The sequence below is a fragment of the Bradyrhizobium xenonodulans genome (assembly GCF_027594865.1).
In the GTDB taxonomy this organism is placed as follows: Bacteria; Pseudomonadota; Alphaproteobacteria; order Rhizobiales; family Xanthobacteraceae; genus Bradyrhizobium; species Bradyrhizobium xenonodulans.
This window is the reverse complement of sequence record NZ_CP089391.1, coordinates 1,365,492-1,390,815: the sequence shown is the minus strand read 5'-3', so window position 1 is coordinate 1,390,815 and position 25,324 is coordinate 1,365,492. Positions and strand designations below refer to the sequence as shown.

Annotated in this window: 23 protein-coding genes; 12 read left to right on the top strand and 11 right to left on the bottom strand. The window is 65.3% G+C overall.

Annotated elements, in window-relative coordinates:
- Positions 1 to 146: 146 nt before the first annotated feature.
- A complete protein-coding gene (locus I3J27_RS06595; RefSeq protein WP_270166714.1) occupies positions 147 to 923 on the bottom strand; it encodes an SDR family NAD(P)-dependent oxidoreductase in 777 nt (258 codons plus the stop codon).
- 75 nt (positions 924 to 998) lie between these two features.
- On the opposite strand from I3J27_RS06595, the gene I3J27_RS06590 reads away from it, so the two are divergent.
- The gene (locus tag I3J27_RS06590) at positions 999 to 1,460 is read left to right on the top strand and encodes a MarR family winged helix-turn-helix transcriptional regulator (protein ID WP_270166712.1); all 462 of its coding nucleotides are present in this window, start codon (positions 999 to 1,001) and stop codon (positions 1,458 to 1,460) included.
- A gap of 139 nt (positions 1,461 to 1,599) precedes the next feature.
- Here I3J27_RS06590 and I3J27_RS06585 read toward each other — a convergent pair whose 3' ends face one another.
- Both I3J27_RS06585 and trhA read right to left on the bottom strand, forming a co-directional pair.
- On the bottom strand, positions 1,600 to 2,394 hold the full coding sequence (locus tag I3J27_RS06585; RefSeq protein ID WP_270166710.1) for an SDR family oxidoreductase: 795 nt from the start codon (positions 2,392 to 2,394) through the stop codon (positions 1,600 to 1,602).
- A 50-nt stretch (positions 2,395 to 2,444) separates the two neighbouring features.
- Positions 2,445 to 3,140: a PAQR family membrane homeostasis protein TrhA gene (gene trhA / locus I3J27_RS06580; protein ID WP_270166708.1), complete on the bottom strand. Its 696-nt coding sequence runs from the start codon at positions 3,138 to 3,140 to the stop codon at positions 2,445 to 2,447.
- A 181-nt stretch (positions 3,141 to 3,321) separates the two neighbouring features.
- On the opposite strand from trhA, the gene I3J27_RS06575 reads away from it, so the two are divergent.
- Both I3J27_RS06575 and I3J27_RS06570 read left to right on the top strand, forming a co-directional pair.
- Positions 3,322 to 4,791, top strand: a complete 1,470-nt coding sequence (locus I3J27_RS06575; RefSeq protein ID WP_270166706.1) for a YcjX family GTP-binding protein — start codon at positions 3,322 to 3,324, stop codon at positions 4,789 to 4,791.
- The gene (locus I3J27_RS06570) at positions 4,788 to 5,816 is read left to right on the top strand and encodes a YcjF family protein (protein ID WP_270166704.1); all 1,029 of its coding nucleotides are present in this window, start codon (positions 4,788 to 4,790) and stop codon (positions 5,814 to 5,816) included. The genes I3J27_RS06575 and I3J27_RS06570 overlap by 4 nt, the downstream gene beginning before the upstream one ends.
- A 115-nt stretch (positions 5,817 to 5,931) precedes the next feature.
- Here the strand turns inward: I3J27_RS06570 and I3J27_RS06565 are convergent, their stop codons facing one another.
- Positions 5,932 to 7,497 carry a glycosyltransferase family 39 protein gene (locus tag I3J27_RS06565; protein ID WP_270172590.1) on the bottom strand — a complete coding sequence of 522 codons (1,566 nt, stop codon included), beginning with the start codon at positions 7,495 to 7,497 and terminating at the stop codon, positions 5,932 to 5,934.
- A 344-nt stretch (positions 7,498 to 7,841) separates the two neighbouring features.
- On the opposite strand from I3J27_RS06565, the gene I3J27_RS06560 reads away from it, so the two are divergent.
- The 4 genes from I3J27_RS06560 (at position 7,842) to I3J27_RS06545 (ending at position 11,833) form a co-directional block, all read left to right on the top strand.
- Positions 7,842 to 9,578, top strand: coding sequence for an adenylate/guanylate cyclase domain-containing protein (locus I3J27_RS06560; protein WP_270166702.1), 1,737 nt, complete (start codon positions 7,842 to 7,844; stop codon positions 9,576 to 9,578).
- A 336-nt stretch (positions 9,579 to 9,914) separates the two neighbouring features.
- The gene (sorA, locus tag I3J27_RS06555) at positions 9,915 to 11,114 is read left to right on the top strand and encodes a SorA family sulfite dehydrogenase catalytic subunit (protein ID WP_270166700.1); all 1,200 of its coding nucleotides are present in this window, start codon (positions 9,915 to 9,917) and stop codon (positions 11,112 to 11,114) included.
- Between the two features lie 12 nt (positions 11,115 to 11,126).
- The gene (gene sorB / locus I3J27_RS06550; protein ID WP_270166698.1) at positions 11,127 to 11,435 is read left to right on the top strand and encodes a SorB family sulfite dehydrogenase c-type cytochrome subunit; all 309 of its coding nucleotides are present in this window, start codon (positions 11,127 to 11,129) and stop codon (positions 11,433 to 11,435) included.
- Between the two features lie 197 nt (positions 11,436 to 11,632).
- Complete coding sequence (locus tag I3J27_RS06545) at positions 11,633 to 11,833, top strand: cold-shock protein (RefSeq protein WP_008134691.1); 201 nt, start codon at positions 11,633 to 11,635, stop codon at positions 11,831 to 11,833.
- Between the two features lie 170 nt (positions 11,834 to 12,003).
- Here I3J27_RS06545 and I3J27_RS06540 read toward each other — a convergent pair whose 3' ends face one another.
- A complete protein-coding gene (locus I3J27_RS06540) occupies positions 12,004 to 12,465 on the bottom strand; it encodes an Lrp/AsnC ligand binding domain-containing protein (protein ID WP_270166686.1) in 462 nt (153 codons plus the stop codon).
- Positions 12,466 to 12,579: 114 nt separating this feature from the next.
- Here I3J27_RS06540 and putA point away from each other — a divergent pair, with 114 nt between their 5' ends.
- The 3 genes from putA to I3J27_RS06525 all read left to right on the top strand — a co-directional run bounded on the left by putA (position 12,580) and on the right by I3J27_RS06525 (position 17,863).
- The gene (gene putA, locus I3J27_RS06535) at positions 12,580 to 15,579 is read left to right on the top strand and encodes a bifunctional proline dehydrogenase/L-glutamate gamma-semialdehyde dehydrogenase PutA (RefSeq protein WP_270166684.1); all 3,000 of its coding nucleotides are present in this window, start codon (positions 12,580 to 12,582) and stop codon (positions 15,577 to 15,579) included.
- Positions 15,580 to 15,856: 277 nt separating this feature from the next.
- The gene (locus tag I3J27_RS06530) at positions 15,857 to 17,062 is read left to right on the top strand and encodes a CaiB/BaiF CoA transferase family protein (protein ID WP_270166682.1); all 1,206 of its coding nucleotides are present in this window, start codon (positions 15,857 to 15,859) and stop codon (positions 17,060 to 17,062) included.
- 153 nt (positions 17,063 to 17,215) lie between these two features.
- Positions 17,216 to 17,863 carry a glutathione S-transferase family protein gene (locus I3J27_RS06525; RefSeq protein WP_270166680.1) on the top strand — a complete coding sequence of 216 codons (648 nt, stop codon included), beginning with the start codon at positions 17,216 to 17,218 and terminating at the stop codon, positions 17,861 to 17,863.
- Positions 17,864 to 17,872: 9 nt separating this feature from the next.
- Here I3J27_RS06525 and I3J27_RS06520 read toward each other — a convergent pair whose 3' ends face one another.
- From I3J27_RS06520 to I3J27_RS06495, 6 genes are all read right to left on the bottom strand, one after another.
- Positions 17,873 to 18,037, bottom strand: a complete 165-nt coding sequence (locus I3J27_RS06520; RefSeq protein ID WP_270166678.1) for a hypothetical protein — start codon at positions 18,035 to 18,037, stop codon at positions 17,873 to 17,875.
- Positions 18,038 to 18,065: 28 nt separating this feature from the next.
- Positions 18,066 to 19,613 carry a hypothetical protein gene (locus I3J27_RS06515; RefSeq protein ID WP_270166675.1) on the bottom strand — a complete coding sequence of 516 codons (1,548 nt, stop codon included), beginning with the start codon at positions 19,611 to 19,613 and terminating at the stop codon, positions 18,066 to 18,068.
- Between the two features lie 93 nt (positions 19,614 to 19,706).
- Entirely contained in the window at positions 19,707 to 20,690 is a 984-nt protein-coding gene (locus tag I3J27_RS06510; protein WP_270166663.1) for a hypothetical protein, read from the bottom strand.
- Between the two features lie 276 nt (positions 20,691 to 20,966).
- Positions 20,967 to 21,464, bottom strand: a complete 498-nt coding sequence (locus tag I3J27_RS06505; RefSeq protein WP_270166659.1) for a TPM domain-containing protein — start codon at positions 21,462 to 21,464, stop codon at positions 20,967 to 20,969.
- A 5-nt stretch (positions 21,465 to 21,469) separates the two neighbouring features.
- The gene (locus tag I3J27_RS06500; protein ID WP_270166657.1) at positions 21,470 to 22,387 is read right to left on the bottom strand and encodes a TPM domain-containing protein; all 918 of its coding nucleotides are present in this window, start codon (positions 22,385 to 22,387) and stop codon (positions 21,470 to 21,472) included.
- A 132-nt stretch (positions 22,388 to 22,519) separates the two neighbouring features.
- Positions 22,520 to 23,128: a LemA family protein gene (locus tag I3J27_RS06495; RefSeq protein WP_015688353.1), complete on the bottom strand. Its 609-nt coding sequence runs from the start codon at positions 23,126 to 23,128 to the stop codon at positions 22,520 to 22,522.
- Positions 23,129 to 23,304: 176 nt separating this feature from the next.
- Here I3J27_RS06495 and I3J27_RS06490 point away from each other — a divergent pair, with 176 nt between their 5' ends.
- On the top strand, positions 23,305 to 24,159 hold the full coding sequence (locus I3J27_RS06490; protein WP_270166653.1) for an enoyl-CoA hydratase: 855 nt from the start codon (positions 23,305 to 23,307) through the stop codon (positions 24,157 to 24,159).
- A 4-nt stretch (positions 24,160 to 24,163) separates the two neighbouring features.
- On the top strand, positions 24,164 to 25,312 hold the full coding sequence (locus I3J27_RS06485) for an acyl-CoA dehydrogenase family protein (RefSeq protein ID WP_270166647.1): 1,149 nt from the start codon (positions 24,164 to 24,166) through the stop codon (positions 25,310 to 25,312).
- The last annotated feature ends 12 nt before the right edge of the window (positions 25,313 to 25,324 follow it).

Genomic DNA, 25,324 nt, shown 5'->3' with positions numbered 1-25,324 from the left:
GGACCCATACCGCGTGATCTCTAGATAAAGCGCGGTGTTAGTACCGCGAGACAAAACAACTACCGGTCTTCGCCAAACTGCTCCCTGTGGCTATGGGTCCCCGCGTTCGCGGGGACGACACTGAGTTTTGCCGGACAGCCGCAGAATCACGACGCCAGAAATCCCCCATCGGCTGCGAGAACATGCCCGACGACATAGGATGACGCGTCGGACGACAACCATACCACCGCTTCCGCCACCTCCTCCGGGCTCCCCATCCGCCGCAACGGCAGGCCGGCGCTGACGGTTGCGACATCGCCGACGCCTGCGCGCAGCATCATGTCGGTGACGACGCGGCCCGGCGCGATCGCGTTGATGCGGATGCCGCGCGGCGCGTTCTCCATCGCGGCCGAGCGCGTCAGCGAGATCGCAGCAGCCTTCGAGGCCGAATAGAGCGAGAAGCCGGGATTGGGATTGCGCACGCCGCTGACGGAGGCGTTGACGACGATGCTGCCGCCACCTTTCGCCAGCATCGCCGGCAATTGGTGGCGCAGGCACAGGAACAGCGCGCGGACATTGGTGTCGAACACGCTGTCGTAGATGTCCATGCCCTGCTCTTCCAGCGGCGCGCGGCGCTCCTGGAAGCCCGCATTGTTGAAGGCGACGTCGAGCCGGCCGCAGCGATCGACGGCCGTGCGGACCAGGCGCGACACCTCGTCCTCCCGTGTGATGTCGGTCTTGATCGGAATGGCCTCGGCACCGAGCTCGCGACACGCTGAGGCTGTCGCTTCGATCTCCGCTTCACGACGACCCGCAACGATGATCGCCTCCGCGCCTTCGGACGCCATCCGCAAGGCCGTGGCGCGGCCAATGCCGCTGCCGCCGCCCGTGACGAGGCAGACCTTGCCCCTCATCCGCTGGCCAGAAGGCAAAGTTCCGCTCATGGCTCACTCCAAACCGCTTGCACGCGCCGCTGCGCGCATATAGTTGTATGATACAACTATATGCCGGGAGTCAAGATGGCCGAGCTTTCGCTGATCGACGACATCCGCGCCGCCTCGCGGTTGATGGTGCGGGAGCTCGGCTTCATGGATGCGACGGTGGCGGCGTCGGACTATCCGCCCTCGGCCGTGCACACCATCCTGGAGATCGGCATCCGCGGCCCCATAACGTCGGGCGAGCTCGGCGATTTCCTGCGGCTGGAAAAATCCAGCGTCAGCCGCCTGGTGCGCAAGCTGATCGATTGCGGCGAGCTCAGGGAGACGCCGGACGAGGTTGACGCCCGCAGCAAGAGGCTGTCGCTGACGGCAAAGGGACGTCGCACGCTGGAGGCGCTGCATGCGTTCGGCCGGCAACAGGTGAGCGGCGCGCTGGCGGCGCTGACGGTCGCGGAGCAGCGCACGGTGCGCGAGGGGATGATGATCTATGCGCGGGCGCTCAGGCAGAGCCGGATGGGGGATGAGGCGGAGTCGGCGGCTTAACCACACCCTCGGTGTTATCGTGCGGCTTGACCGGGCGATCCAGTACTCCGAGAAGGTCGTGATTCAATCGATAGGCCGCGGCGTACTGGATGCCCCGCTTCCGCGGGGCATGACAGCGTCACTGCGGCAACAGCGCCGGCTACTTCCCGAACTCGTCCCGCATCCTGGCCTGGATCTTGGCCATGCCGCCGATCCAGCGGTCGTAATTCTCGGTCTTCTTGCGCATGTAGCCGAGCACCTGGGGGTGCGGCAGGATCAGGAACGTCTCCTGGTCGAGGCCGGCGAGCACGTCTTGCGCCACCTGCTCGGGTGTGAGATCGCCGTCGCCGGATTGCGGGCCCTTGGGGATCGAGCGCAGCATGTTGGTGTCGACGCCCTGCGGGCAGAGGATCGAGACCTTGATATTGTCGGCCTTGTGCGAGATCGCGAGGTTTTCGGCAAAGCCGACCGCAGCGTGCTTCGTCGTCGAATAAGCCGGGCTGCCGACCTGCGACAGCAGGCCCGCGGCCGAGATGGTGTTGAGGAAATAGCCGCCGCCGCGCGCCTTCATGCGCGGGATCAGATGCCGCGCCGCATAGACATGCGCCATGACGTGGATCGCCCAGCTGCGCTGCCACGGCTCGTCCGAGGCGCCGCCGGCATTGACCGACATCGGATCGAAGCCGCCGCCGATGCCGGCATTGGAGCAGAACAATGCGATCGGGCCGAACTGCCGCTCGGTCTCCTCGATGACGTGCGAAATATCTTTCTCCTGCGCGACGTCGCATTTGAAGGCTGCGCCATCGACCATGGCGGCGACTGCCCTCGCATTGGCGGCGTCCATGTCGGCGACGACGACCTTGGCAGCGCCCGCCTTGTGAAAGGCCTCGCACAGCGCCTTGCCGATGCCGTTGGCGCCGCCCGTGACGACCACGACCTTGCCGGTCACCTGCATGCGACGTCTCCTCTTGTCTTCCGCGTCGCTTATTCCGCTCCGCGGCTTGCTCAGCTCAACACGAGGTCGAGCACCGCGGTATAATGGCACGCCGCGCCGGCCAAGACAAAGCCGTGCCAGATCGCATTCTGGAAGCGCAGCCGCCGCCAGGCGTGAAAGATCACGCCGAAGCTGTAGAGCAGGCCGCCCGCAAGGATGAAGCCGAGCACCAGCGCTGGCAACGCCCTGACCACGGCGTCGTAGAGCATCACGCCACTCCAGCCCATCGCGAGGTAGATGCCGACCGCGACGCGGTCGAAACGGCCGGGGTAGAGAAGTTTCAGCACGATGCCCAGGATCGCCACGCACCAGACGCCGGCGAGCAACACCAGCGCGAACACGCTGTCCTTCACCTCGAGAATGAACGGCGTGTAGGTCGCCGCGATCAGCAGATAGATCGCGGAATGGTCGAACCGTCGCAGCAGCCATTTGGCCGGCGAGATCGGCCAGAGATTATAGGTCGCCGACAGCACCAGCATCGAGAGCAGGCCGGCGACATAGATCGAGACCCCGACGATGTTGGTGGCATCGGCATAGATCGCGGTCAGCACCACCAGCACGGTCGCGGCAATGATGCCGGAGAGCACGCCGATCGCGTGGATGATTCCGTCGGCGATCAGCTCGGCGCGATCGTAGTTCCAGCCGATCACGTCGGCCGCAGCATGGACGGAAGAGGACGCAAATTGTTTCAGTTGGAAGACGGTCATTGGCAATCCGCAAGATGAGGCAAAGCACTCTTCTATGGGTGTTTCGAGATCGGCGCGTCGTTCAAACGGCTGATTTGCCGACAAAGGCGGTGGAAGTATGAAAGCTTGATTTTCCTCAGGCAGTTGCCACTTTTGTGACTAGTCCTTTTTGCGTATTCGCCCGCCCGAGATCCCCGTTCATATGGCATTCAGTTTTCAGGATATGGTCGAGGAGGCGCGCCTGTCGGCCCGGGCGCTGATCGATTATGGCGAACATTTCTTCAACCCGACCGTGCGGTTAGGGGTCACCGGCCTGTCCCGGGCCGGCAAGACGGTGTTCATCACCGCGCTGATCCACGGCCTCACCCGCGGCGGCCGGTTTCCGGTGTTCGAGGCCTATGCCTCAGGCCGGATCGCGCGGGCGCATCTGGCGCCGCAGCCCGATGATGCCGTGCCGCGCTTTGCCTACGAGAACCATCTGCGCGCGCTGATCGGGGAGCGGCGCTGGCCAAGCTCGACCGTCGACATCAGCGAGTTGCGCCTCGTCATCGACTATCAGCGCCCAAACGGCGCCGACCGCACCCTCACTCTCGATATCGTCGACTATCCCGGCGAGTGGCTGCTCGACCTGCCGCTGCTGCAAAAGAGCTTTGAGCAATGGTCCGCCGAGAGCCTCGCGCTGTCGCGCGAGGCGCCGCGCGCGCATCTGGCCGCGGACTGGCACGCGCATCTCGCCACGCTCAAGCCCGACGCGCGCGAGGACGAGCAGGCGACGCTGACAGCCGCGAAGCTGTTCAGGGGTTATTTGCAAGCTTGCCGCGACGAGCGGTTTGCGATGAGCCTGCTGCCGCCCGGCCGCTTCCTGATGCCCGGCAATCTCGCCGATACCCCGGCGCTGACCTTTGCGCCGCTCGACCTGCCCGCCGGCGGGCAAGCGCCCGATGGATCGCTGTGGGCAATGATGGTGCGCCGCTATGAGGCCTACAAGGACGTCGTGGTGCGGCCGTTCTTCCGCGATCATTTTGCCCGGCTCGATCGCCAGATCGTGCTTGCCGATGCGCTCGCCGCGTTCAACTCCGGGCCCGAAGCGCTGCACGATCTCGAAGCCGCGCTCGCCGGTATTCTCGACTGCTTCAATATTGGCCGCAGCACGATCCTCTCCAGCCTGTTCCGGCCGCGCATCGACCGCATCCTGTTCGCGGCGACCAAGGCGGACCATCTGCATCATTCCAGCCACGACCGGCTCGAGGCCGTGCTGCGCCGCGCGGTCTCCCGCGCGGTGGCGCGCGCAGAAACGACCGGCGCGGAGATCGATGTCGTCGCGCTCGCCGCTGTGCGCGCCACCCGCGAGGCCCAGGTCGCGCATGGCCGCGACAAACTGCCGTCGATCCTGGGAACGCCGGCCGCGGGCGAAAGCGCCGGCGGCGAATTCTTTGACGGCAATACGGAGGTCGCGACTTTTCCGGGCGACTTGCCGCTCGATCCCGAGCCGTTGTTCAACGGCACCGATGCATTCCGCGGACTCTCCACGCTTGCCGCCGAAAGGAGCGACTTTCGCTTCCTGCGCTTCCGCCCGCCAAAGCTCGAACGCGAGGGCTCCGACGAGCCGACCCTGCCACACATCCGCCTCGACCGTGCCTTGCAGTTCCTGATCGGAGACAAGCTGTCATGAACGACCGATCCCAGCCGCGGCGGCCGGCGACGTTCCGGCTCGACGACCCCGGCGTCGTCGTGACCGAAGCCGACGAGGCGGCGCGGCTCGGCCGCACCACCATCCAGATCACGCCGGAGCACGATCCTCAGGCGCTGCCGGTGCCTATCGATCCCGCGCTGCCGGCACGGCGCGGTTTTCCCTGGGGCACGCTGTTCTGGTCCGGCCTCGCCGGGCTGACGCTGCTCGGCACCGGGCTCGGCGTGGTGCATCTGATCGAGGACCTGTTCGCACGCAGCGAGACGTTCGGCTTCGTTGGGCTCGCATTCGCATCCGTCACCGCGCTGGCGCTCGCGGTGGTGATCGGACGCGAGGCGTTCGGGCTGGCGCGCCTCGCAACCATCGAGAAGCTGCATCAGCGCGCGGCTGCCGTTCTTGCCAGCGACGACCGCAAGGAGAGCCGCATCATCGTGCAGGATCTCCTCAAGATCGCGCATCAGAATCCGCAGCTCGCGCGCGCCCGCGCCACGCTGGAGAGCCACACCGGCGAGATCATCGACGGCGCCGACATGATCCGGCTCGCCGAGCGCGAATTGATGTCGCCGCTCGATGCCGAGGCGCGGCGGCTGGTGTCATCGGCCGCGCAAAAAGTCTCGATCGTGACGGCGGTGAGCCCGCGTGCCGCGATCGACGTGATGTTCGTGTTCGTCGCAGCGCTCCGCTTGATCCGGCAGCTCGCCTACCTCTACGGCGGCCGCCCCGGCGCGCTCGGCATGATCCGCCTGCTCCGCCACGTCATTGCCCATCTCGCCATCACCGGCGGCATGGCCGCCAGCGACAGCCTGGTGCAGCAGATGCTGGGGCATGGGATCGCGGCGAAGCTGTCGCAACGGCTCGGCGAAGGCGTGCTGAATGGTCTTTTGACGGCGCGGCTGGGGTTGGCGGCAATCGACGTGACACGGCCGCTGCCGTTCGCGGCGCTGCCGGCGCCGAAGCTGTCGGACCTCGCGACGGATCTGCTGCGGAAGAAGGAGGACGAGGCGTAGCGCTCTTCCTTACCCTCCCCTGGAGGGGGAGGGTCGCTACGCATGAAGCGTAGCGCAATGCGTAGCGGGGTGGGGTGACGGTCTCTCCGCATCGGACAGTGCCCATGTGGAGAGATCACCCCACCCCGCTCGCGCTGCGCGCGATCGACCCTCCCCCTCCAGGGGTGGGTAAGAGAAGACGAGCGAGTTTCGCGCCGAATTCCCCCGCCAGCACCTTCCAGTGAAACAGCGGCGAGTCCTTTGGCGGTGAGAGCTCCGGCGTCCATCCGGTGAGTTTTTCCAGCACGTAGGTGTCCATCACGAGGCCGCGCCAGCGCCGCTCGACCTGGCCAAGTTGCTCTCGCTTGGCCGGGATGTTCTCCCATAGCGACGAACGATTGTCCGGCTCGCGGCCGACATAGATGCCCGCGTGGCCCTTGATCCGGTCCATGCCGGGGTCGGCAAAATCCTGGAAGCGACCGCGCTCGTTAAGCTCGATCACGGGCACGCGGCCCCTGAACAGCCAGCGCATCATGGCGTAGGTGCGGTAGTCCGTGGTGGCGATCCAGGTCGCGCCGGTCTCATCGAGTGCGGCCTGCGCGCGCGCGGCGACCTGCTCGTAGCCGGCTTCCGCGCCGATCGGATCGATCTTGCCGAGGAGATTCCAGGGCGCGGCGACGTAATAGAGGAACACGATGACGACGAAGGCAATGCCTGAGGCGACCGCGGTCTTCACCCAGAACAGGCTCGACCGGATCAACCGCGCCGACCGGTTTTCGCGTGACAGCATGACGAGATTGATGGCGGCCGCCGCGAAGCCGACCGGCCACATGAACATCGGCCAGGTGTCGCCGACCCGCAGCGTCAGCGACTTGAAGAAGAAATACAGGAACGGCACCAGCACCGCGGTCGACAGCAAAATCGCGACAGGCTCGCGCGTCCGATAGCCGCGCCACGCCGTCAGCACCAGCCCGGTCAGCACCACCGGCAGCATCACGAAGCCGACGAGGCCGAATTGCAGGCCGATGTAGTCGCCGATGGTGCGCAGCGAGATGCCGTAATTGGCGGTGGCGCGCACGCCCTGGAAACGGAACGAGGCCCAATCGTACTGCGCGTTCCAGATCAGCACCGGCGAAAATGCCGCGATCGCGATCAGGACCGCGAGATACGGATACGGGCTGCGCAGCCATCGCCAGCGCCAATCCGGCACCAACAGGAACGCGGCAACCGCCGGCGCGAACATGATCGCGGTGAATTTCGACAGCATCGACAATCCCGCGAACAGCCCGGCCGCGAGCCACCAGCGGCCGTTGCCGCTTTGCACCAGCCGAACCAGCGACCACATCATCGCCACCGCGAACGGGATCATGGCGACGTCGGGGGCGACTTTGGCCATCAGCAGGCCGTAATAGAGCGCGGCCTCCGGCATCAGCACCGCGAACATGATCGCGCGGGCATCATGGGTGAGACGGCGGACGATGTCGGCGAGCAGGAGCTGCGTCACCAGCATCGCGACGATGCCACCAAAGCGGACGCCAAGCACGGTGTCGCCGAAGATCGCGGTGCCGAAGCGGATCAGCCAGGCAATCATCGGGGGATGATCGAGGAAGCTGAGCGAAGCCTCCTTCGACCAGGTCCAGTAATAGGCCTCGTCGGTGCGCAGCTCGATTCCCGAGGCGTAGACGATGCGCAGCAGCGTCATTGCGGCGATCACCAGCGCGGCGATGACGAGGGGCCGGCGCGCGGCGCTGGAGGGGGCGGTCTTGTCAAGGGCTGTCGTCACGACCGGGCTTTTCGCCAACCTGGGAGGGGGAGTCAATGTCGGGGTGGCGGTCCATTCTCCGCTGTCGTCCCGGGCAAGCGAAGCGCGACCCGGGACGACAGCGGACAGGACGGGTGCAGATGGTGGGCATGGCGTGCAAGGGCGCGCCTTTGCCCACCCTACGGTTCTGTAACCTTGTCCGGCATGTGACTTCACAACCTGTCCACACCAGGAATTAAACGCTACGCTGGCTGTTCTCCTTCATGAGCTGATAGAACCGAATCATGGCCGCCACCGCATCCTCACGATTGTCCGAGCTCGTCCGCGCCACCAGCGCGCGGCAGGTGCGGCTGGTCTGCGGCATCATCCTGTTCGCTTACGTGGTCAGCCATTTCCTCAACCATGCGCTCGGCAACATCTCGGTCGATGCCATGGAGGCCGGGGTCTATTACCACGTCCTGTTCTGGCAGTTCCTGCCCGTGACGATCGTGTTCTACGCAGCCGCGCTGATCCACGCGGGGCTCGGTGTATTCGCGCTGTATCAGCGTCGCGAGTTTCGCTGGAAGACCGTCGAGCCGCTTCAGCTCGTGCTGGGCCTCAGCATCCCCCTGCTGGTCATGGCGCATGTGATCGGGATACGGCTCGGCCTGACGCTCTACGGGCACGAGAAGCTTTATCCGCAGGAGCTTTATTTGTTCTTCGTCCTGGCGCCCGCCCGGCTCTGGCAGATGACGATCTTGCTCGTGGTCGCCTGGGTGCACGGCTGCGTCGGCATATACTTCTGGCTGCGCATGAAGACCTTCTTCACGCGCGCCGCGCCCTATCTGCTCGCCGCCGCCGTCCTGATCCCGACGCTTGCGATGCTCGGCATCTACCAGAGCGGGCGCAGCGTTGCCGCCGACAGCGACGACGCGGACTGGCGCAAGACGAATTATACGAGGCAACAGGTCGGCACGGTTGCGGAAAACAAGGTGCTCGAGCGCATCAGCAGCGGCCTCGTCATGGGCTATTTCGGCCTGCTCGGCGTGGTGCTGCTCGCAAGAGGCGTGCGCGCCTTGCGCGAACGGCGCGGCGGCATGATCGCGCTGTCCTATGGCAACGGCAAGACGGTGCGCGTGCCCAAGGGCCTCTCCGTGCTGGAAGCGAGCCTGCGCCACAATGTGCCGCATGCGAGCGTCTGCGGCGGCCGCGCCCGCTGCTCGACCTGCCGCATCCGCATCATCGGCGATCATGCCGCCCTCCCCGGACCTTCGCAGCGCGAGGCCTTCGTGCTCGCACGTGTCGGCACCGCCGATCCCTCGATCCGGCTCGCCTGCCAGCTTCGGCCCGACTCCGACCTCTCCTTCTTCCAGCTCTTCATGCCGCACACGCTGCCGGGGAGTGCGCACGCGTCGGCGCCGGCGCGAATCGGCCAGGAGCGCTATCTCGTCAGCCTGTTCGTGGACATGCGCGGCTCGACGCAGCTCGCCGAGAAGCGGTTGCCGTTCGACACCGTCTTCATCGTCAACCGTTTCCTCGGCGCGGTGTCGCAGGCCGTGATCGAGAATGGCGGGCAGCCGAACCAGTTCGTCGGCGACGGCATGCTGGCGCTGTTCGGCCTGTCAACCGATCCGCACGAGGCCTGCCGGCAGGCGCTGAAGGCCGCTAGCAGCATCGCCAGGCATATCGACGAGCTCAACGAGCTCTTGAGCCACGATCTGCGCCAACCGATCCGCTTCGGCATCGGCATCCACGGCGGCGAAGTCATCATCGGCGACATCGGCTATCGCGATCACATCGTCTTCACGGCGCTCGGCGATGCCGTCAACGTCGCCGCCCGGCTCCAGGACATGACCAAGACACTGGCCTGCGAAGCCATCGTCTCGGAAGAGGTCCGCCGCACTGCCGGCCTTGCCGACGACGCGCTGCCCCAGCAGGAGGTCGCGATCCGCGGCCGCGACGAGCCGATGGCCGTGCGCGTTGTTGCGGATGCGAGGGGGCTGACGGCGCTGGTTGATCGCAGCGAGCGCGTCGCCGCCTAACGCGCAAGCTACACGGGAAGTGCGCTCCCTCTCCCGCTTGCGGGAGTGGGTTGGGGAGAGGGTGCCTCCACGACGGGACAGTCCCCAGGAGGAAAGACCCCTCACCCGCGCCTTCGGCGCGACCTCTCCCCCAAGCGGGAGAGGTTAAGCGAGCCCGCGGCGAGATCGAGTCAACCAACCAAATTCGGTCACCGCGTAACACCGCTCTGCTGCAACGCAGCGGCATGGGCCTGCTGCGAAAGCACGAATTGACTTCAACCAAATGGTTGAGACAGATGGACGCAGGATCGCGGTGATGACCGCAGGTCCAACGAAAAGCTCCGGGAGGAGACCAGAATGTTTGATCGACGCGACCTGCTCAAAGGAGCGGGCCTTGCCGCTGTTGCGGCCACACTGAATTCCACCAGGGCGCTGGCGCTCGACACCGTCACGCTCCCCTTCGCCAATGGCGAACGGCCGCTGGTGAAATATCCGCAGAAGCGGGCGATGATCGGCCTGACCAGCCGGCCGCCGCAGCTCGAGACGCCGTTCGCGATATTCAACGACGGCCCGATCACGCCGAATAACGCATTCTTCGTGCGCTATCACCTCTCCGACCTGCCCTACAATCTCGACCCCGACAAATTCACGCTTCAAGTCAAGGGCAAGGTCGACAAGCCGCTCACGCTGTCGCTCAAGGACATCAGGAAGATGAAGGCGAGCGAGATCGTCGCCGTCAACCAGTGCTCGGGCAACAGCCGCGGCCTCGTCGAGCCGCGCGTTGCCGGCGGCCAGCTCGCCAACGGCGCGATGGGCAATGCGCGCTGGCGCGGCGTCCCGCTGAAGGCCGTGCTCGAGATGGCGGGCGTGCAGAGCGGCGCCAAGCAGGTAACCTTCAACGGCATGGACGGTCCGGTCAGCGACAAGACGCCCGATTTCGTCAAGGCGCTCGATCTCGACCACGCCACCGACGGCGAGGTGATGCTGGCCTTTGGCATGAACGGCGAGGATCTGCCGTTCCTCAACGGCTTTCCGCTGCGCCTGATCGTGCCCGGCTATTACGGCACCTACTGGGTCAAGCACCTCAACGAGATCACCGTCATCGACAATGTCTATGACGGCTTCTGGATGAAGTCCGCCTATCGCATTCCCGATACGCCGAACAATGCGATCGAGCCGGGCACCGCGCCGAAGGCGACGATCCCGATCAACCGCTTCACCATCCGCTCCTTCATCACCAACGTTGCCGACGGCGCGAAGCTGAAGGCGGGACGCACGACGCTGCGCGGCATCGCCTTCGACGGCGGCAAGGGCATCAAGGAGGTCGCAGTCTCTACCGACGGCGGCAAGACCTGGACCAATGCCAAGCTCGGCAAGGATCTCGGCAAATATTCGTTCCGCGAATGGATGCTGCCGGTGAAGCTCGCGGCAGGCACCGTCGAGCTGAAGGTCCGCGCCACCGGCAATGGCGGCGAGACACAGCCGGATACGCCGCGCTGGAACCCCGCGGGTTACTTACGCAACGTCGTCGAAACCGTTCGCGTCAGCGTGGCCTGAGGGAGAATGATCATGCAGCGCACCGTTCTCCTCGCCGTCTCGCTCGCCTTCGCCGCCGTGGCGGGTTCGGCACTTGCAGCGTCGGTCAATTACAAGACCCCCGATGAGGTCGCGGCGTTCAAGCCAGGGCCAAATCTCGAGGTGGTGCAAGGCAATTGCACCGCCTGCCACTCGTCCGACTACGTCGCCACGCAGCCGCCGATGAAGGACAGGAAGGGCTTCTGGCAAGCCGAGGTGACCAAGATGATCAAGGTCTATGGCGCACCGATCGACGATGCCGATGTCGGCAAGATCGTCGATTATCTGGCCGCGACTTATTGACGGCGCGCGGACCAATTGACCGCGAAACGGGCAAAACCGGTAAAAACGCCGCGAAGTTGAGCGGAATTCGGCGAAAGGCCGATGTGGTTTGAGCTACCAAGCCGGCCACATTCCGCGTATCCTGTTAGGACCGAACCGGCCGGTTGGCGGGGACTGGCGGTTCGAGATCTCGGAGGAAGACCCGCGGAGAAGTCGTGATGGCTAAAGGTACGGTCAAGTGGTTCAACCCGACGAAGGGTTATGGATTTATCCAGCCTGCGTCGGGCGGTAAGGATGTGTTCGTGCATATCTCGGCAGTGCAGAAAGCCGGTCTGTCGTCCCTGAACGAAGGACAGACGGTGGAATACGAAGAGATCGCAAACCGGGGCAAGACCTCCGCAGAGAACCTCAAAGTATAAGCCCGCCAGCTTTTTGCTGCCTCCCGGATTGATCCGGGAGCGGGCCAAGAAAATTTTAGAAGACGGCCAGTGCATTCGACGACAGGCGTTGCGATTGCACAAGGAGAGCTATTTTTCCGCGAAGACCGCTTGTTCAACGCCACAGCAATGACAATCGCGACGGCATTTCGTTAGTCCACCGGCAACGGTGCGTCGCGCTTGATCTCCTCCATCACCGCATAGGTTCGCGTCTCGCGCACACCCGGCATCGACAGCAGGGTCTCGCCGAGGAAGCGCCGATAGGCGGTCATGTCCGCAAGCCGCGCCTTCACAAGATAGTCGAAGCCGCCTGCAACCATGTGACACTCCAGCACCTCGGGCGCGAGTTTTACCGCGCGCGCGAAGCGCTCGAAATTGTCGGGCGTGGTCTTGTCGAGCAGCACTTCGACGAACACCAGAAGCCCGAGGCCGAGCCGGTGCGGATTGAGCCGTGCACCATAGCCCTCGACAAAGCCCTCCCGCTGCAACCGCTTTAGCCGCTCACCGACCGAGGTCGGCGACAGCCCGATGCGCTCGGCGAGTTCGACATTGGCGATTCGCCCATCCTGCTGCAGGATCGCGAGGATCTTCCGGTCGATTCGATCAAGTTCCATATTTTCTACGGCTAATCTACCACCTACCTTCACTTTCTAAGGCAAATTTGCTAATTTGTCTATCGAACCACGGTCATGCGGGCCTTATCCTGGATTTCAGCCACAGGACACGCCATGCCAGACATCCCGCCTCCCTTCTCCGCCCCCTACGCGCCCGATGACGCCGAGATTGCCGCGCGCCTTTTGCCGGCCTCACATCTGCCCCCGCCGCAGGCGGCGCGGATCGACCGCACCGCGACGCGGCTGATCGAGGCGATCCGCAAGCGCGACGACCGGCTCGGCGGGGTCGAGGACATGCTGCGGGAGTTCGCGCTCTCGACCAAGGAAGGGCTGGCGCTGATGGTGCTGGCCGAGGCGCTGCTGCGCGTGCCGGACGCCCGCACCGCCGACCAGTTCATCGAGGACAAGCTCGGCGAGGGCGATTTCATCCATCACGAGACCAAGTCCACGGCGTTCCTGGTCAACGCCTCAGCCTGGGCGCTCGGCCTGTCGGCGCGGGTGATCCAGCCCGGTGAGACGCCCGACGGCACCATCGGCCGGCTGGTGAAGCGGCTCGGCGCGCCGGCGGTGCGCACCGCCACGCGCCAGGCGATGCGGCTGATGGGCAATCATTTCGTGTTGGGCGAGACCATCGAGCAAGCGCTGGAGCGGGGCAAACCGCGCTCCGGCCAGAAGCCGCGCTACTCCTTCGACATGCTCGGCGAAGGCGCGCGCACGGCGGCCGACGCCAAGCGCTATTTCGATGCGTATGCCAGTGCGATCGACACCATCGGCAAGGCGGCCGGCGCCCATCCCCTGCCCGACCGGCCCGGCATCTCCGTGAAACTCTCGGCGCTGCATCCGCGCTTCGAGGCGATCAGCCGCGACCGCGTGATGGCCGAGCTGGTGCAGCTGCTGCTGGACCTCGCGCGGCGCGCCAAGGCGCATGATCTGAATTTTACCGTCGATGCCGAGGAGGCCGACCGGCTGGAGCTGTCGCTCGACGTGATCGCGGCGACACTCGCCGATGCCTCGCTCAAAGGCTGGGACGGATTTGGCCTCGCGATCCAAGCCTATCAGAAGCGCGCCAGCGCCGTGATCGACTATGTCGACGCGCTCGCCCGCGCGCATGACCGCAAGCTGATGGTGCGGCTGGTCAAGGGCGCCTATTGGGACACCGAGATCAAGCGTGCGCAGGAGCGTGGGCTCGACGGCTATCCCGTGTTCACGCGCAAGGCGATGACGGATCTGAATTACGTCGCCTGCGCGTCACAACTGTTGGCCTTGCGGCCGCGCATCTTCCCGCAATTCGCCACCCACAACGCGCTGACGGTCGCGACCGTGCTGGAGATGGCCGGGAGCGGCGGCGGTTTCGAATTCCAGCGCCTGCACGGCATGGGCGAAGCGCTCTACGAGCAGCTCGCCAAGGATCACCCAGATATCGCCTACCGCACCTATGCGCCGGTCGGCAGCCACCGCGATTTGCTCGCTTATCTGGTTCGGCGGCTTTTGGAGAACGGCGCCAATTCCTCCTTCGTGGCGCAGGCGGCCGATTATCGCGTGCCGGTCCAGGCGCTGTTGCAGCGACCGGCCGATGCCATCGTCCGCCCGCAACAGGCGGCCCATCCCAAAATTCCGCTGCCGGGCGATCTGTTCGCGCCGGAGCGGCGCAATTCGCGCGGCGTCGAATTCGGCGCGCGTGCTGCGCTTGACCGGTTGCTGGCCGACGTCAAGACCGGGGCAGCCGATCTCAAGCCCATCACTGAAGCAACGGCGGATCGGGCCAATGCGGCGATCGCCGCAGCGCGCGCCGGCTTTACGGCCTGGAGCCGGACGCCGGCAGCGGTGCGCGCGGCGGCGCTTGAGCAGGCCGCGCATCTGCTGGAGAGCCGGAGCGCGCATTTCATCGCGCTGCTGCAAGCCGAGGGCGGCAGGACGCTCGACGATGCGCTGTCGGAGCTGCGCGAGGCCGCCGACTTCTGCCGCTATTATGCCGCGCAGGGCCGCAAGCTGTTCGGCACCGATAGCCTCATGCCGGGCCCGACCGGCGAAAGCAACGTGCTCGCCATGCGCGGCCGCGGCGTCTTCGTCGCGATCTCCCCGTGGAATTTTCCGCTGGCGATCTTCCTGGGCCAGGTCACGGCGGCGCTGATGGCCGGCAACAGCGTGGTGGCCAAGCCTGCCGAGCAGACGCCGCGTATCGCGCGTGAGGCCGTAGCCCTGCTGCACGAGGCCGGCATCCCCACGAGCGCGCTGCATCTCGTCCCCGGCGACGGCCAGATCGGCGCCACGCTGACCGCGCATGCGGATATCGCGGGCGTCGTCTTCACCGGCTCGACCGACGTGGCGCGGCTGATCAACCGGACGCTCGCCGCCAAGGGCGGGCCGATCGTGCCGCTGATCGCGGAGACCGGCGGCATCAACGCCATGATCGCGGATGCGACTGCGTTGCCCGAGCAGGTCGCCGACGACGTTGTGACCTCGGCATTTCGTTCCGCCGGCCAGCGCTGCTCGGCGCTGCGGCTGTTGTTCGTGCAGGAGGACGTCGCCGACCGCATGATCGAGATGATTGCGGGCGCGGCGCGCGAGCTGAAGATCGGCGATCCCGCCGACGTTGCAACCCATGTCGGGCCGGTGATCGATCTCGAGGCCAAGCAGCGGCTCGATGCGCACATCGCGCGGATGAAGACCGAAGCGCGGCTGCACTTTGCAGGCCATGCGCCCGACGGCTGCTTCGTCGCGCCGCATATCTTTGAGCTCAGGGATGCCGGCCAGCTCACCGAGGAGGTGTTCGGTCCGATCCTCCACGTCGTGCGCTTTCGCGCCGAAAACCTCGAACGTGTGCTGGCTGCAATCGCGCGCACCGGCTACGGGCTCACGCTCGGGGTTCATTCCCGCATCGACGACACGGTCGAAGCCATCATCGACCGTGTCCAAATCGGCAACATCTACGTCAACCGCAACATGATCGGCGCCGTGGTCGGCGTGCAGCCGTTCGGCGGCAACGGCCTGTCCGGAACCGGCCCCAAGGCCGGCGGTCCGCATTACCTCGCGCGCTTTGCGACCGAGCAGACCGTGACGATCAACACCGCAGCCGCCGGCGGCAACGCTGCCCTGCTTGCGGGGGAGGAGTGAGGGCCGCTGCAAAGCCGCAAGCGCGCGTAATGCCATCCCCGTCATCCTGAGGTGCCGGAGCGTAGCGGAGGCCTCGAAGGATGTACGACCCACATGCATCGGGGCCGTCGCCCTTCGAGGGCCGCATCGCGGCCACCTCAGGGTGACGGATCACATGAACGAGCCCTGCACCTGGTGCCGTTGCATCCCGCCGAAACATCGGTCTAATGCTCCGATGATATGCCTCGCGCCAATTCCAGCGCGCGGGAAACAACAAGAGCGAGGGAGCAACGCCGCGATGGAAAAAGGCATTTTTGCGGGCCTGAAGGTTCTGGATTGCGCGAGCTTCATCGCAGCGCCCGCGGCCGCGACCGTGCTGTCGGATTTCGGCGCCGAGGTCGTCAAGATCGAGCCGCCCGGCACGGGGGACCCCTATCGCAATCTGCCGAACCTGCCCGGCTATCCGACCGGCGAACACAATTTCGCGTGGCTGTTGGAGGCCCGCAACAAGAAGAGCATCGCGCTGGACCTGTCCAGGCCCGAAGCGCAGGCCGTTCTCTACAAGCTGGTGGAAGAGGCCGACGTCTTCATCACCAACATGCCGCCGCCGGTGCGCGCCAAGCTCGGCATCACCTATGACCACCTCGCCCATCTCAACGACCGGCTGATCTACGCCTCCTTCACCGGCTATGGCGAGAAGGGCGAGGAGGCCAACAAGCCCGGCTTCGACAGCAACGCCTATTGGGCGCGCTCCGGCCTGATGGACCTCGTCCGCGCCGACACCGACACGACGCCGGCCCGCTCGGTCGCCGGCATGGGCGACCACCCCTGTGCGATGGCGTTCTACGGCGCGATCGTCACCGCGCTCTATCAGCGCGAAAAGACCGGCAAGGGCTCGCATGTCGCCTCCAATCTGATGGCGAACGGGGTGTGGGCGGCGAGCGTGCTGGCGCAGGCAAAACTGTGTGGCGCCAAGTTCGGCGAACGGCGGCCGCGCGAGCGGGCGCTGAACGCGGTCGCCAACCACTATCAGTGCAAGGATGGGCGCTGGCTGATCCTGTCGCTGCTGAATGAGGAGCGGCAGTGGCCGACGCTGGCACGCTGCCTGGGCTGCGAGGATTTGATCGACGATCCCCGCTTCGCCACCAAGGCCGACCGTCACGCCCGCTCGGTCGAGCTGATCAGGATTCTGGACGACACGTTCGCGACCAGGGACCTCGCCGACTGGCGCAAGATTCTCGACGGCAACGGCCTCGTGTTCGGCGTCGTCGCCATTCTCGACGACATCCCGAACGACAAGCAGATGCTCGACAACGAGGTACTGGTCCCGTTCGAGAATGACACCATGCTCACCATCTCCAGCCCGATCTGGATCGACGGCGCCAAAAAGGTCCAGCCGCGCAAGCCGCCCGGCGTCGGCGAGCACAGTGACGAGATTTTGCGTGGCGCGGGATACAACGAGGCGGCGATCAAGCAGCTAAGGTCGTCGGGAGCTGTGGGGTAGCCCCGCGTTCCTCACGCTCCGTCATTGCGCGCATAGCAAAGCAATCCAGAGTGTCTCCACGGATGCATTGCTGGATTGCTTCGCTACGCTCGCAATGACGATGCCGGGCGATCTCGCTATAAAGCTCACAACAAAGCCACGCCGTGAGGTCCCATGCCCAGCTACCGCCTGCACTACTTCCCGGAATCCGGCAACAGCTACAAACTGGCGCTGATGCTGACGCTTTGCGGCGAGAGGTTCGAGCCGGTGTGGACCGATTTCGGCGGCGGCGTCACGCGCACGGCGGAGTGGCGCAAGGCCGTCAACGAGATGGGCGAAATTCCCGTGCTCGAGGTCGACGGCGTGAAGATGACGCAGACTGCGCCCCTCCTGCTCAAGCTCGCCGAGCAATATGGCCGTTTCGGCGCCGAGACAGAGGAAGAAAAGTTCGAGCTGCTGCGCTGGCTGTTCTGGGACAACCACAAGCTCACCGGCTACATGGCGACCTATCGCTTCATGCGGGCCTTCACGCAAAACAACGATCCGCAGGTGCTGAAGCATTTTCGCCGGCGGCTGGAGGACTTCCTCGGCATTCTCGACGGACACCTGCAGCACAACGCTTTTGCGATCGGCACCCGGCCGACGGTCGCCGACATCTCGATGATGGCCTATCTGCACTATCCGAGCGACGAGCACGGCTTCGATTTCAGGGCAAGCCATCACGCCATCCACGCCTGGCTCGGCCGCATGGCCGCGCTGCCCGGCTGGAAGTCGGCCTATGAGCTGCTGCCCGGGCAGCGGATGACGAACTACGCGAAGTGAGCGCGCCGGCTACTTCAGCGACAGCCAGCCGAGCGTGAACAGGATGCCGCCGATGATGACCGCCACCGCGATAGCCCAGGTGCTGACACGGATGCTGCCGGTGACCTGCTTGGCTTCCTCATTGCGCGCGATCTCGCGATTGCGCTCCTTGTTGGCTTCGCTCGTGTCCGTCATTGGTCATCCAAAATCGGCTGGAGGTGGCCTAACGCGTCTTGATGAAGCACATGCCGATGCGGCTCGATGCCGAAGCAGCCTGACAGGTGAGACCTTTAGCACAGGTCCATGACGTAAAACTCTCATCCCGCGTTCCCGATCCCGCATTTTGCAGGGAACAATGCGCGCCCCAGCCATCCTGATACTCGGTGCCGGCCAGCTCTTGGGCGCCGCGGGTTTGCGGTCGGCTGGCAAATCCGCGTGAGAAATCAGGGCGTTTGCCCGCGGCAAACGCGGTCAGGATGTCGCGGCGGCGAAGCTGGTCGCCGAGAAAATGCGGCGAGGCCGGCACGATGCTGGAATTCGACGGCTTGTCCGCGAGCCAGTCGACACCCGGGAAATGGAAGCCGCCAATGCCGCGGGTCTGGTGGCAGCCGGCGCAGGTGACGTCGTTGAGACGGCGCTGGAAGCCCGCGACCGAGCGGATGTTCTGCAGGTCGATGCCACGCGCCGCCGCCTGCTTCAGCGCGCCGACCACGTCGTTGCCGGTGAAGACGGGATCGCTCTTGCCCTCCCCTCTTCCTTCTCCTTGCATCATGCCGAACTCCGGCTGCAGCTCGGAGGCATCGAGGCCGGCCGGTGTCGGCACCACCGCGGCCCTGGCCAAAAATTTCTCCGGGATCAGCACCGTGCCGCGATCGAATTCGCGAAGATTGTCCGGCGCAAGCAGCCAGTCTTTGAACTCGTGCCGGAGCGCTCCGTCGGCAAAGATGCGGTCGCGATCGATCTGGTTCTCCAGCGGCGCTTCCTCGAAGGTCTTCGTCGCGGCGTCGTACTTGAACACCTTGAGGAGATAGTCGGAGCGGAAATCGTGCAGCGCCGATTTCGGCGCGACGGAGAGCTGGATGTTGGTCTCGATGCGATCGAGCATCGCGTCGTATGGGGAGAAGCCGCCGATCAGTCCCTGCCAGTCGCCATTCTCGAGCCAGCGCCGCGCGATTTCGGCGCAGGTGACCGGCTTGCCGTTCGCGTCCACCTGACGCGCATCCCGCGCCTTCATCACCAGATTGAACGTCATCGGCAGGCGCGTCGCGGATGTGCCGCCGTCGGGCCTGGTCTCGAACCGCGCGAGACGGTAGATCAGCCGGATCTCGCCGCAGGACTCCTCGGAGACATAGGCACGGTCCATGCGGTTGACGATGCCGGCCAGCACGAAACGGGTGTCGCGGGATTTCAGATTGGCCCGATCGAACAATTGCGCGTCGAAGCCTTCACCGACGCCTATGGTCTCGGTCGGATATGTCGCCCTGTACTGGGAGATGTAGCGATCGAACTCCGCGTCGATCGCAGGCGGAATGGGCGCAAGCTGCGGCAGCGACGAGAACAGCAGGTCGGTCGTCAGCGGAAGGTCCGCGGTCCGTTCCGGCCGCAACAGGCGCGAAATCGTGAGGACATCGCTCTGATCGAGCTTGCGCAGCAGATCGGGATCGGTGATCGCCGTACCGCGCGTCAGCGGCGTGGTCTCCGCTGCGACGAGCGAAACGGCGCCCCCCAACAAGACGACGGCAGCAACGAGAATTCGCAACACGCGGCTCATGTCTCAGGTAACACCGCACGGGGACGCCTATTCAAGCAAAAAGGCGCTTCACACGGTGGTGAAGCGCCTCTTCGAAAGTCGTATACGAGCCGCTTAGCGCGCGACGATCAAGCCCTTGCTGGTGACGACCACCCAGCGGCCGTCCTGGCGGCGGATCGCATCGACGCGGCCGACGCCGGGGATGGGATCGCCGGGATAGACCTCGTAGAGGCCGTCGCGGCCCTCGATCAGTGCGCCGCCATTGGCGGCATTGCGCAGCCGCCAGCCTTCGATCGTCGGCAGGCGGCCGACGTCCGTCTTGGGCGCGGCGGGCACCGGTGCCGGCGCGGCCGCAGCGGTCGCAACCAGGGTCGGCGCGATCGAGCCGGTGGTCTCCTTGGAGGGCGCGGCGGCCGCCTGCGCGGGGGCGGCGGGCGGTGTGGCGCGGAGCTTGTCCACGGTCTCGGACAGCTTTGCGATCTTGGCCATCGGCTCGGCCTGCGCCTTCTCGAGCTTGTCGAGGCGGTCGTTGGTCCGGTTGAACTGACCGAGGCCGGTCTTGGAGGTGTGCTCGACGTTGGCCTTGAGCGCGACGACGTCGGCATCGATCCGGGCAACCGAGGATTCCAGTGCGCTGGTATCGGCGACCTGTGCCGGCGCGGGGGTTGCGAAATGCATCATGCCGGCGGTCGCAAGCGCGCCGCTGATGGCGCCGACGCTCGCCGCAATCGCCACCACCGCAGCCATCGCCGACAGGCGGCGCTTGCCGCCGGTCTCGCGCGGCTCGTCCGCCTTCACATGCGGGGCAAACTCTTCACGGTCCCAGGAGCGCTCTGACGGTGCCATGACGATGAGCTTGCCGGGCTTCGGCTCGGACTTGGCCTCGGCCTTCGGCGCCTCGATCCTCGATGCCTCGATTTTTGGCGGCTCAACCTTGGGGGCTTCCGCCTTGACCGGATCGGGCTTGGGCGGCGCCTCGTGGTCGGGGGCAATCGAGGGGGCTTCGATCCCGGCAGCCTCGACGGCCTGCGGCGCGGTCGCTGCGGCTTCGACGACGCTCGTCTGTTCACCGGTCACTTGGGCAGCCTGCTCAGCCATTGGTTCGCTCACAGTTCAAATACTCCACTCTGGATTGACCTTTTGGTAACTTTCATTGCTTGCGAAATCCTTACTTCGGGACCCGCTTACCGAAATTTTAGGGAGTCATCCGGGGCCGAATTTGGCCGGGAAGGTGGAACCGGTGTGGCGGGTGTGAAACAATTTGTAACCGGGCGAAGATGAACGGCCGCGCAACGGACGACACAAGGCGCAAGTCCCAACCCGTCATCCTGAGAGAGCGGAGTGCGCGGCACTCGCCGCGCACATCACAGTCCATCACATCACGACCGGCGCGTCCGGCAGCTCGTTGCTCTGCGGGCCCTGCGGCGGAAAGTGCTTTGCCAGCTCCCGCGACACCGCGGCGATGCCGCCGATCACGCCGCGCTCGAACTGGCTAGAAGCGAACTCGGCCTCCATCGCGCGGCAGATGCTTTCCCAGCCCTCGTCGTTCACCTTCGCGTGGATGCCGCGATCGGCGACGATTTCGACGTCGCGATCGGCGAGCAGCAGATAGATCAGGACGCCGTTGTTGTGCGCGGTGTCCCAGATCCGCAGGTGCGAAAACACGTCGAGCGCGCGCTCACGCGCAGGCTGGTTGCGAAACAGGGGACGGCCGTCGAGCGCGCCTTCGACGACGAAGCGGACCTGGCCGGAATGGGTGGTCTCACCCTGCTTGATGGCCTGCTCGATACGGGCGAGCACGGCTTGCGGAAAGATCTGCTTCGCCCGCCAATGATGCTGCACCAGATGTCTGGCAATGCGCTTGATGCTCATGACCGCTACCAGCTCCCCGAGGCGCCGCCGCCGCCAAAACTGCCGCCCCCGCCGCTGAAGCCGCCGCTGTCGCTGCTCGACGATCCGCTGCTCCAGCCGCCGGAAGAGCCGCTCGACCACGAGCCGCCGCGTGAGCGGCCCGTGCCTGGCCCCATCGCCGAAAACAGATCGGCGATAAATCCGATGATGAAGCCGACGACACCGAGCGCCATGGCGAGCGCGAAAGAGCCGAGAATGAGCCAGGTCAGCGCCGCGATGATGCCGCCGGTCGCCATTGATCCGACCAGCCGCCCCAGCATGGCCCGGAAGAATCCGCCGACCCCGATCGAGGCGAACAGCGTCACGATGAACAACGGGGCGAGATCGTCCAAATTATGGGCGAAGTTGACGCTGCGCGAGGGTGACGGCAGCGGCTCGCCGTCGATCACGCGGATCATGCGATCGACGCCGTCGGAAATGCCGCCGGCGAAATCGCCGGTCCGGAATTTGGGCGTGATGATCTCGTCGATGATCCGCCGCGACGTGACGTCGGTGAGCACGCCTTCGAGGCCGTAACCGACCTCGATGCGCAAATGCCGGTCGTTCTTGGCGACGACGAGGATCGCGCCGTCGTCGATCTTCTTGCGGCCGATCTTCCAGGCCTCCGCGACGCGGATCGAGAACTGCTCGATCGTCTCCGGCTGTGTCGTCGGCACGATCAGGACGGCGACCTGGCTGCCCTTGCGCGCTTCGAAGTCACGCAGTTTTTGCGACAGCGTGGCGATGTCGCCGCTGGACAGCGTGCCGGTCTGGTCGACCACGCGGCCGGTGAGCTGGGGGACTGCGACGTCGGCTGCGGCGGGGACTGCAAAGGCGAGGAAGAGCGCGACAGCGAGGACGCTGGAAGCGACGACCGAATATGCCCGCCACAACCTCGCTGTCATCGCCCGGCTTGACCGGGCGACCCAGTATTCCAGAGACGCCAGCGGGCTACCGAGAAGCCGCAGCGTACTGGATTCCCCGCCTTCGCGGGGAATGACAGCGGAGTGTGGGGTGCGCATCGGAGCCGAACGCGCTTACTTCGACGGCGCAGGGGCCGGATTGAAATCGACCTTCGGCGCTGTCGAAATCTCCTTCTCGTTCTCGACCGAGAAATTCGGCTTCTCCTTGTAACCGAACATCATCGCGGTGAGATTGCTCGGGAACGAGCGGATGGTGACGTTGTACTCCTGCACGGCCTTGATGTAGCGGTTGCGCGCCACCGTGATGCGGTTCTCGGTGCCTTCAAGCTGCGACATCAGATCCTTGAACAAGGCATCGGACTTGAGCTGCGGATAGTTTTCGGTGACCACAAGAAGCCGCGACAGCGCGCTGGAGAGCTCGCCCTGGGCCGCCTGGAATTTCTGGAAGGCGGCGGGATCGTTCAGCACCTCCGGCGTCGCCTGGATGCTGCCGACCTTGGCGCGGGCGTTGGTGACGCCGAGCAGGACGTCCTTCTCCTGCTGCGCAAAGCCCTTCACCGAGTTGACGAGGTTGGGCACGAGATCGGCGCGGCGCTGATACTGGTTCACGACCTCGGACCAGTTGGCCTTGATCTGCTCGTCCTCGCTCTGGATCGCGTTGTAGCCGCAATTGGTGAGGCTCAGCGAGGCCAGCGCGGCCAGCACGGTGAGGATCTTGCGCATCAAATTTCTCCCGGTGGAATCTGGCGCAAACTACCAGATTGAGTGCGCAAGACGCCAGACGTCTTACGCGGGGGCGCGAAAAGCAGCCGACTGACGCAAGCCTCTTGCCTATCCCCGGCCGACATAGTCAACTCTGCGAAACAATAAGATCAAACTGGAACGCCAAGGGGAACGCGATGTCCTCGTTCGAAACCATCCTGGTGGAGCGGCCGGAGCCGGCGATTACGAGGATCGTGATGAACCGGCCCGACGCGCGCAATGCGCAGAACCTGCAAATGACCTACGACCTCAATGCCGCGTTCGATGCGGCCGTGCTGGACGATGCGGTCAAGGTCATCATCCTCGCCGGCAACGGGCCGCACTTCTCCTCCGGCCACGATCTTCGCCCCGGCGCTAAGAATGCCGCAGGCGTCGATTTTCCGCCGATCGGAAATTGGGGCGGCTTTGCCGAGCCCAACGCCCACGGCCGCTTCGCGCGCGAGCAGGAAATTTATCTCCAGATCACGCGGCGCTGGCGCAACCTCGCCAAGCCCACCATCGCCGAGGTGCACGGCAAATGCATCGCCGGCGGGCTGATGCTGGCCTGGGCCTGCGACCTCATCATTGCCAGCGACGATGCGCAGTTCTGCGATCCCGTGGTGACGATGGGCGTCTGCGGCGTCGAATGGTTCGTGCATCCCTGGGAGCTCGGCCCACGCAAGGCCAAGGAGTTCCTGTTCACCGCCGACAGCTGGAGCGCGCAGGAGGCGCATCAGCTCGGCATGGTCAACCGGGTCGTGCCGCGCGCGGAACTCTCGTCCTCGGTGATGGAGCTGGCGCGCAGGATCGCGGCAAAGCCGTCCTTCGCGTTGAAGCTGACTAAGGAGGCGGTGAACCGCTCGATCGATGTGATGGGGCAGCCCGCCGCGATCGACCAGGCCTTTGCGCTGCATCAGCTCTGTCACGCCCACAATCTTCAGGAGTTCGGCATGATCGTCGATCCATCCGGACTGCATCCCTCCGTGCGGAAGCCACCGGCGGCCGCGGAGTAAAAGCATGGACCTCAATCTCAGCGACGAGCAACGCCTGCTGCGCGAGAGCGTGGAACGCTTCGTGGCCGGAAGCTATGATGCCGATCATCGCCGCAAGATGGCGAACGATCCGCTCGGCTTCAGCCCTGCGGTATGGAAGCAGTTCGCCGAGCTCGGCTGGCTGGCGCTGCCGGTTGCGGAAGAGTTCGGCGGGCTCGGCGGCGGCGCGGTCGAGGTCGGCATTTTGATGGAAGCCTTCGGCCGCGGGCTGGTGTCGGAGCCCTATGTCGCGACGGTCGTGCTCGGCGCTGCCCTGATCGAGAAGTGCGGCGGCGCGGCGCAGAAAGAGGCGATCCTGCCGAAGGTCACTGACGGATCTTTGAAACTCGCGTTCGCGCATTCCGAGCGCGCGGCGCGGTTCGATCTCGCCGAGGTCGCGACCACCGCCCACAAGACGGCGCAGGGCTGGCGTCTTTCCGGCAGCAAGATCGCGGTGCTCGACGGCCATGCCGCCGACGAGATCATCGTCTCCGCGCATGTCCATGACCACCAGGGACCCTCGGGGCGGATCGGCCTGTTCCTGGTCGCAGCGAAGACGCCGAGCGTTGCCATCAGCGACTATGAACGCCTCGGCGGCGGACGGGCCTGCAATATTGAACTATCAGGCGTAGAGCTGCCGGAGGATGCCCTGCTCGGTGATGGCAGCGACGCGCTGCCCGCGATCGAATGGGCCGTCGATCGCGCCATGGCTGCGCTCGGTGCGGAAGCCGTCGGCATCATGCAGACGCTGCTCGACACCACGCTGGACTACACCAAGATCCGAAAGCAATTCGGCCGACCGCTCTCGGCGAACCAGGTGATCCGCCACCGCCTTGCCGACATGGCGATGCAGGTGGATGAATCACGCTCGATGGCGCTGCGCGCCGCGCTGAAGGCGGATGCCGCCCCTGTCGAGCGCGCACGGGCCGCGTCGGGCGCCAAGGCGAAGATCGGCAAATGCGCGCGCTTCGTCGGCGAGCAGTCGATCCAGCTTCATGGCGGCATGGGCGTCACCGAGGAGCTCGAGGTCGGCGCCTATTTCAAGCGCCTCGTTGCCTTCGACACGCTGTTCGGCGGCAGCGCGCATCATTATGGCCGCCACGCCCGGCTTGGCCGCACCGCCGTTTCAGCCTGAGGGGAGCGCATC

What these genes read in the sequence shown, in the direction of transcription:
- I3J27_RS06570 (WP_270166704.1), top strand. Translation starts at nt 4,788, where the DNA reads ATGAACGACCGATCCCAGCCGCGGCGGCCGGCGACGTTCCGGCTCGAC.
- I3J27_RS06590 (WP_270166712.1), top strand. Translation starts at nt 999, where the DNA reads ATGGCCGAGCTTTCGCTGATCGACGACATCCGCGCCGCCTCGCGGTTG.
- I3J27_RS06485 (WP_270166647.1), top strand. Translation starts at nt 24,164, where the DNA reads ATGGACCTCAATCTCAGCGACGAGCAACGCCTGCTGCGCGAGAGCGTG.
- I3J27_RS06490 (WP_270166653.1), top strand. Translation starts at nt 23,305, where the DNA reads ATGTCCTCGTTCGAAACCATCCTGGTGGAGCGGCCGGAGCCGGCGATT.
- I3J27_RS06560 (WP_270166702.1), top strand. Translation starts at nt 7,842, where the DNA reads ATGGCCGCCACCGCATCCTCACGATTGTCCGAGCTCGTCCGCGCCACC.
- I3J27_RS06545 (WP_008134691.1), top strand. Translation starts at nt 11,633, where the DNA reads ATGGCTAAAGGTACGGTCAAGTGGTTCAACCCGACGAAGGGTTATGGA.
- I3J27_RS06585 (WP_270166710.1), bottom strand. Translation starts at nt 2,394, where the DNA reads ATGCAGGTGACCGGCAAGGTCGTGGTCGTCACGGGCGGCGCCAACGGC.
- I3J27_RS06525 (WP_270166680.1), top strand. Translation starts at nt 17,216, where the DNA reads ATGCCCAGCTACCGCCTGCACTACTTCCCGGAATCCGGCAACAGCTAC.
- I3J27_RS06520 (WP_270166678.1), bottom strand. Translation starts at nt 18,037, where the DNA reads ATGACGGACACGAGCGAAGCCAACAAGGAGCGCAATCGCGAGATCGCG.
- I3J27_RS06595 (WP_270166714.1), bottom strand. Translation starts at nt 923, where the DNA reads ATGAGCGGAACTTTGCCTTCTGGCCAGCGGATGAGGGGCAAGGTCTGC.
- I3J27_RS06575 (WP_270166706.1), top strand. Translation starts at nt 3,322, where the DNA reads ATGGCATTCAGTTTTCAGGATATGGTCGAGGAGGCGCGCCTGTCGGCC.
- I3J27_RS06565 (WP_270172590.1), bottom strand. Translation starts at nt 7,497, where the DNA reads ATGACGCTGCTGCGCATCGTCTACGCCTCGGGAATCGAGCTGCGCACC.
- I3J27_RS06530 (WP_270166682.1), top strand. Translation starts at nt 15,857, where the DNA reads ATGGAAAAAGGCATTTTTGCGGGCCTGAAGGTTCTGGATTGCGCGAGC.
- I3J27_RS06500 (WP_270166657.1), bottom strand. Translation starts at nt 22,387, where the DNA reads ATGACAGCGAGGTTGTGGCGGGCATATTCGGTCGTCGCTTCCAGCGTC.
- I3J27_RS06495 (WP_015688353.1), bottom strand. Translation starts at nt 23,128, where the DNA reads ATGCGCAAGATCCTCACCGTGCTGGCCGCGCTGGCCTCGCTGAGCCTC.
- I3J27_RS06510 (WP_270166663.1), bottom strand. Translation starts at nt 20,690, where the DNA reads ATGGCTGAGCAGGCTGCCCAAGTGACCGGTGAACAGACGAGCGTCGTC.
- trhA (WP_270166708.1), bottom strand. Translation starts at nt 3,140, where the DNA reads ATGACCGTCTTCCAACTGAAACAATTTGCGTCCTCTTCCGTCCATGCT.
- I3J27_RS06540 (WP_270166686.1), bottom strand. Translation starts at nt 12,465, where the DNA reads ATGGAACTTGATCGAATCGACCGGAAGATCCTCGCGATCCTGCAGCAG.
- sorA (WP_270166700.1), top strand. Translation starts at nt 9,915, where the DNA reads ATGTTTGATCGACGCGACCTGCTCAAAGGAGCGGGCCTTGCCGCTGTT.
- sorB (WP_270166698.1), top strand. Translation starts at nt 11,127, where the DNA reads ATGCAGCGCACCGTTCTCCTCGCCGTCTCGCTCGCCTTCGCCGCCGTG.
- I3J27_RS06515 (WP_270166675.1), bottom strand. Translation starts at nt 19,613, where the DNA reads ATGAGCCGCGTGTTGCGAATTCTCGTTGCTGCCGTCGTCTTGTTGGGG.
- putA (WP_270166684.1), top strand. Translation starts at nt 12,580, where the DNA reads ATGCCAGACATCCCGCCTCCCTTCTCCGCCCCCTACGCGCCCGATGAC.
- I3J27_RS06505 (WP_270166659.1), bottom strand. Translation starts at nt 21,464, where the DNA reads ATGAGCATCAAGCGCATTGCCAGACATCTGGTGCAGCATCATTGGCGG.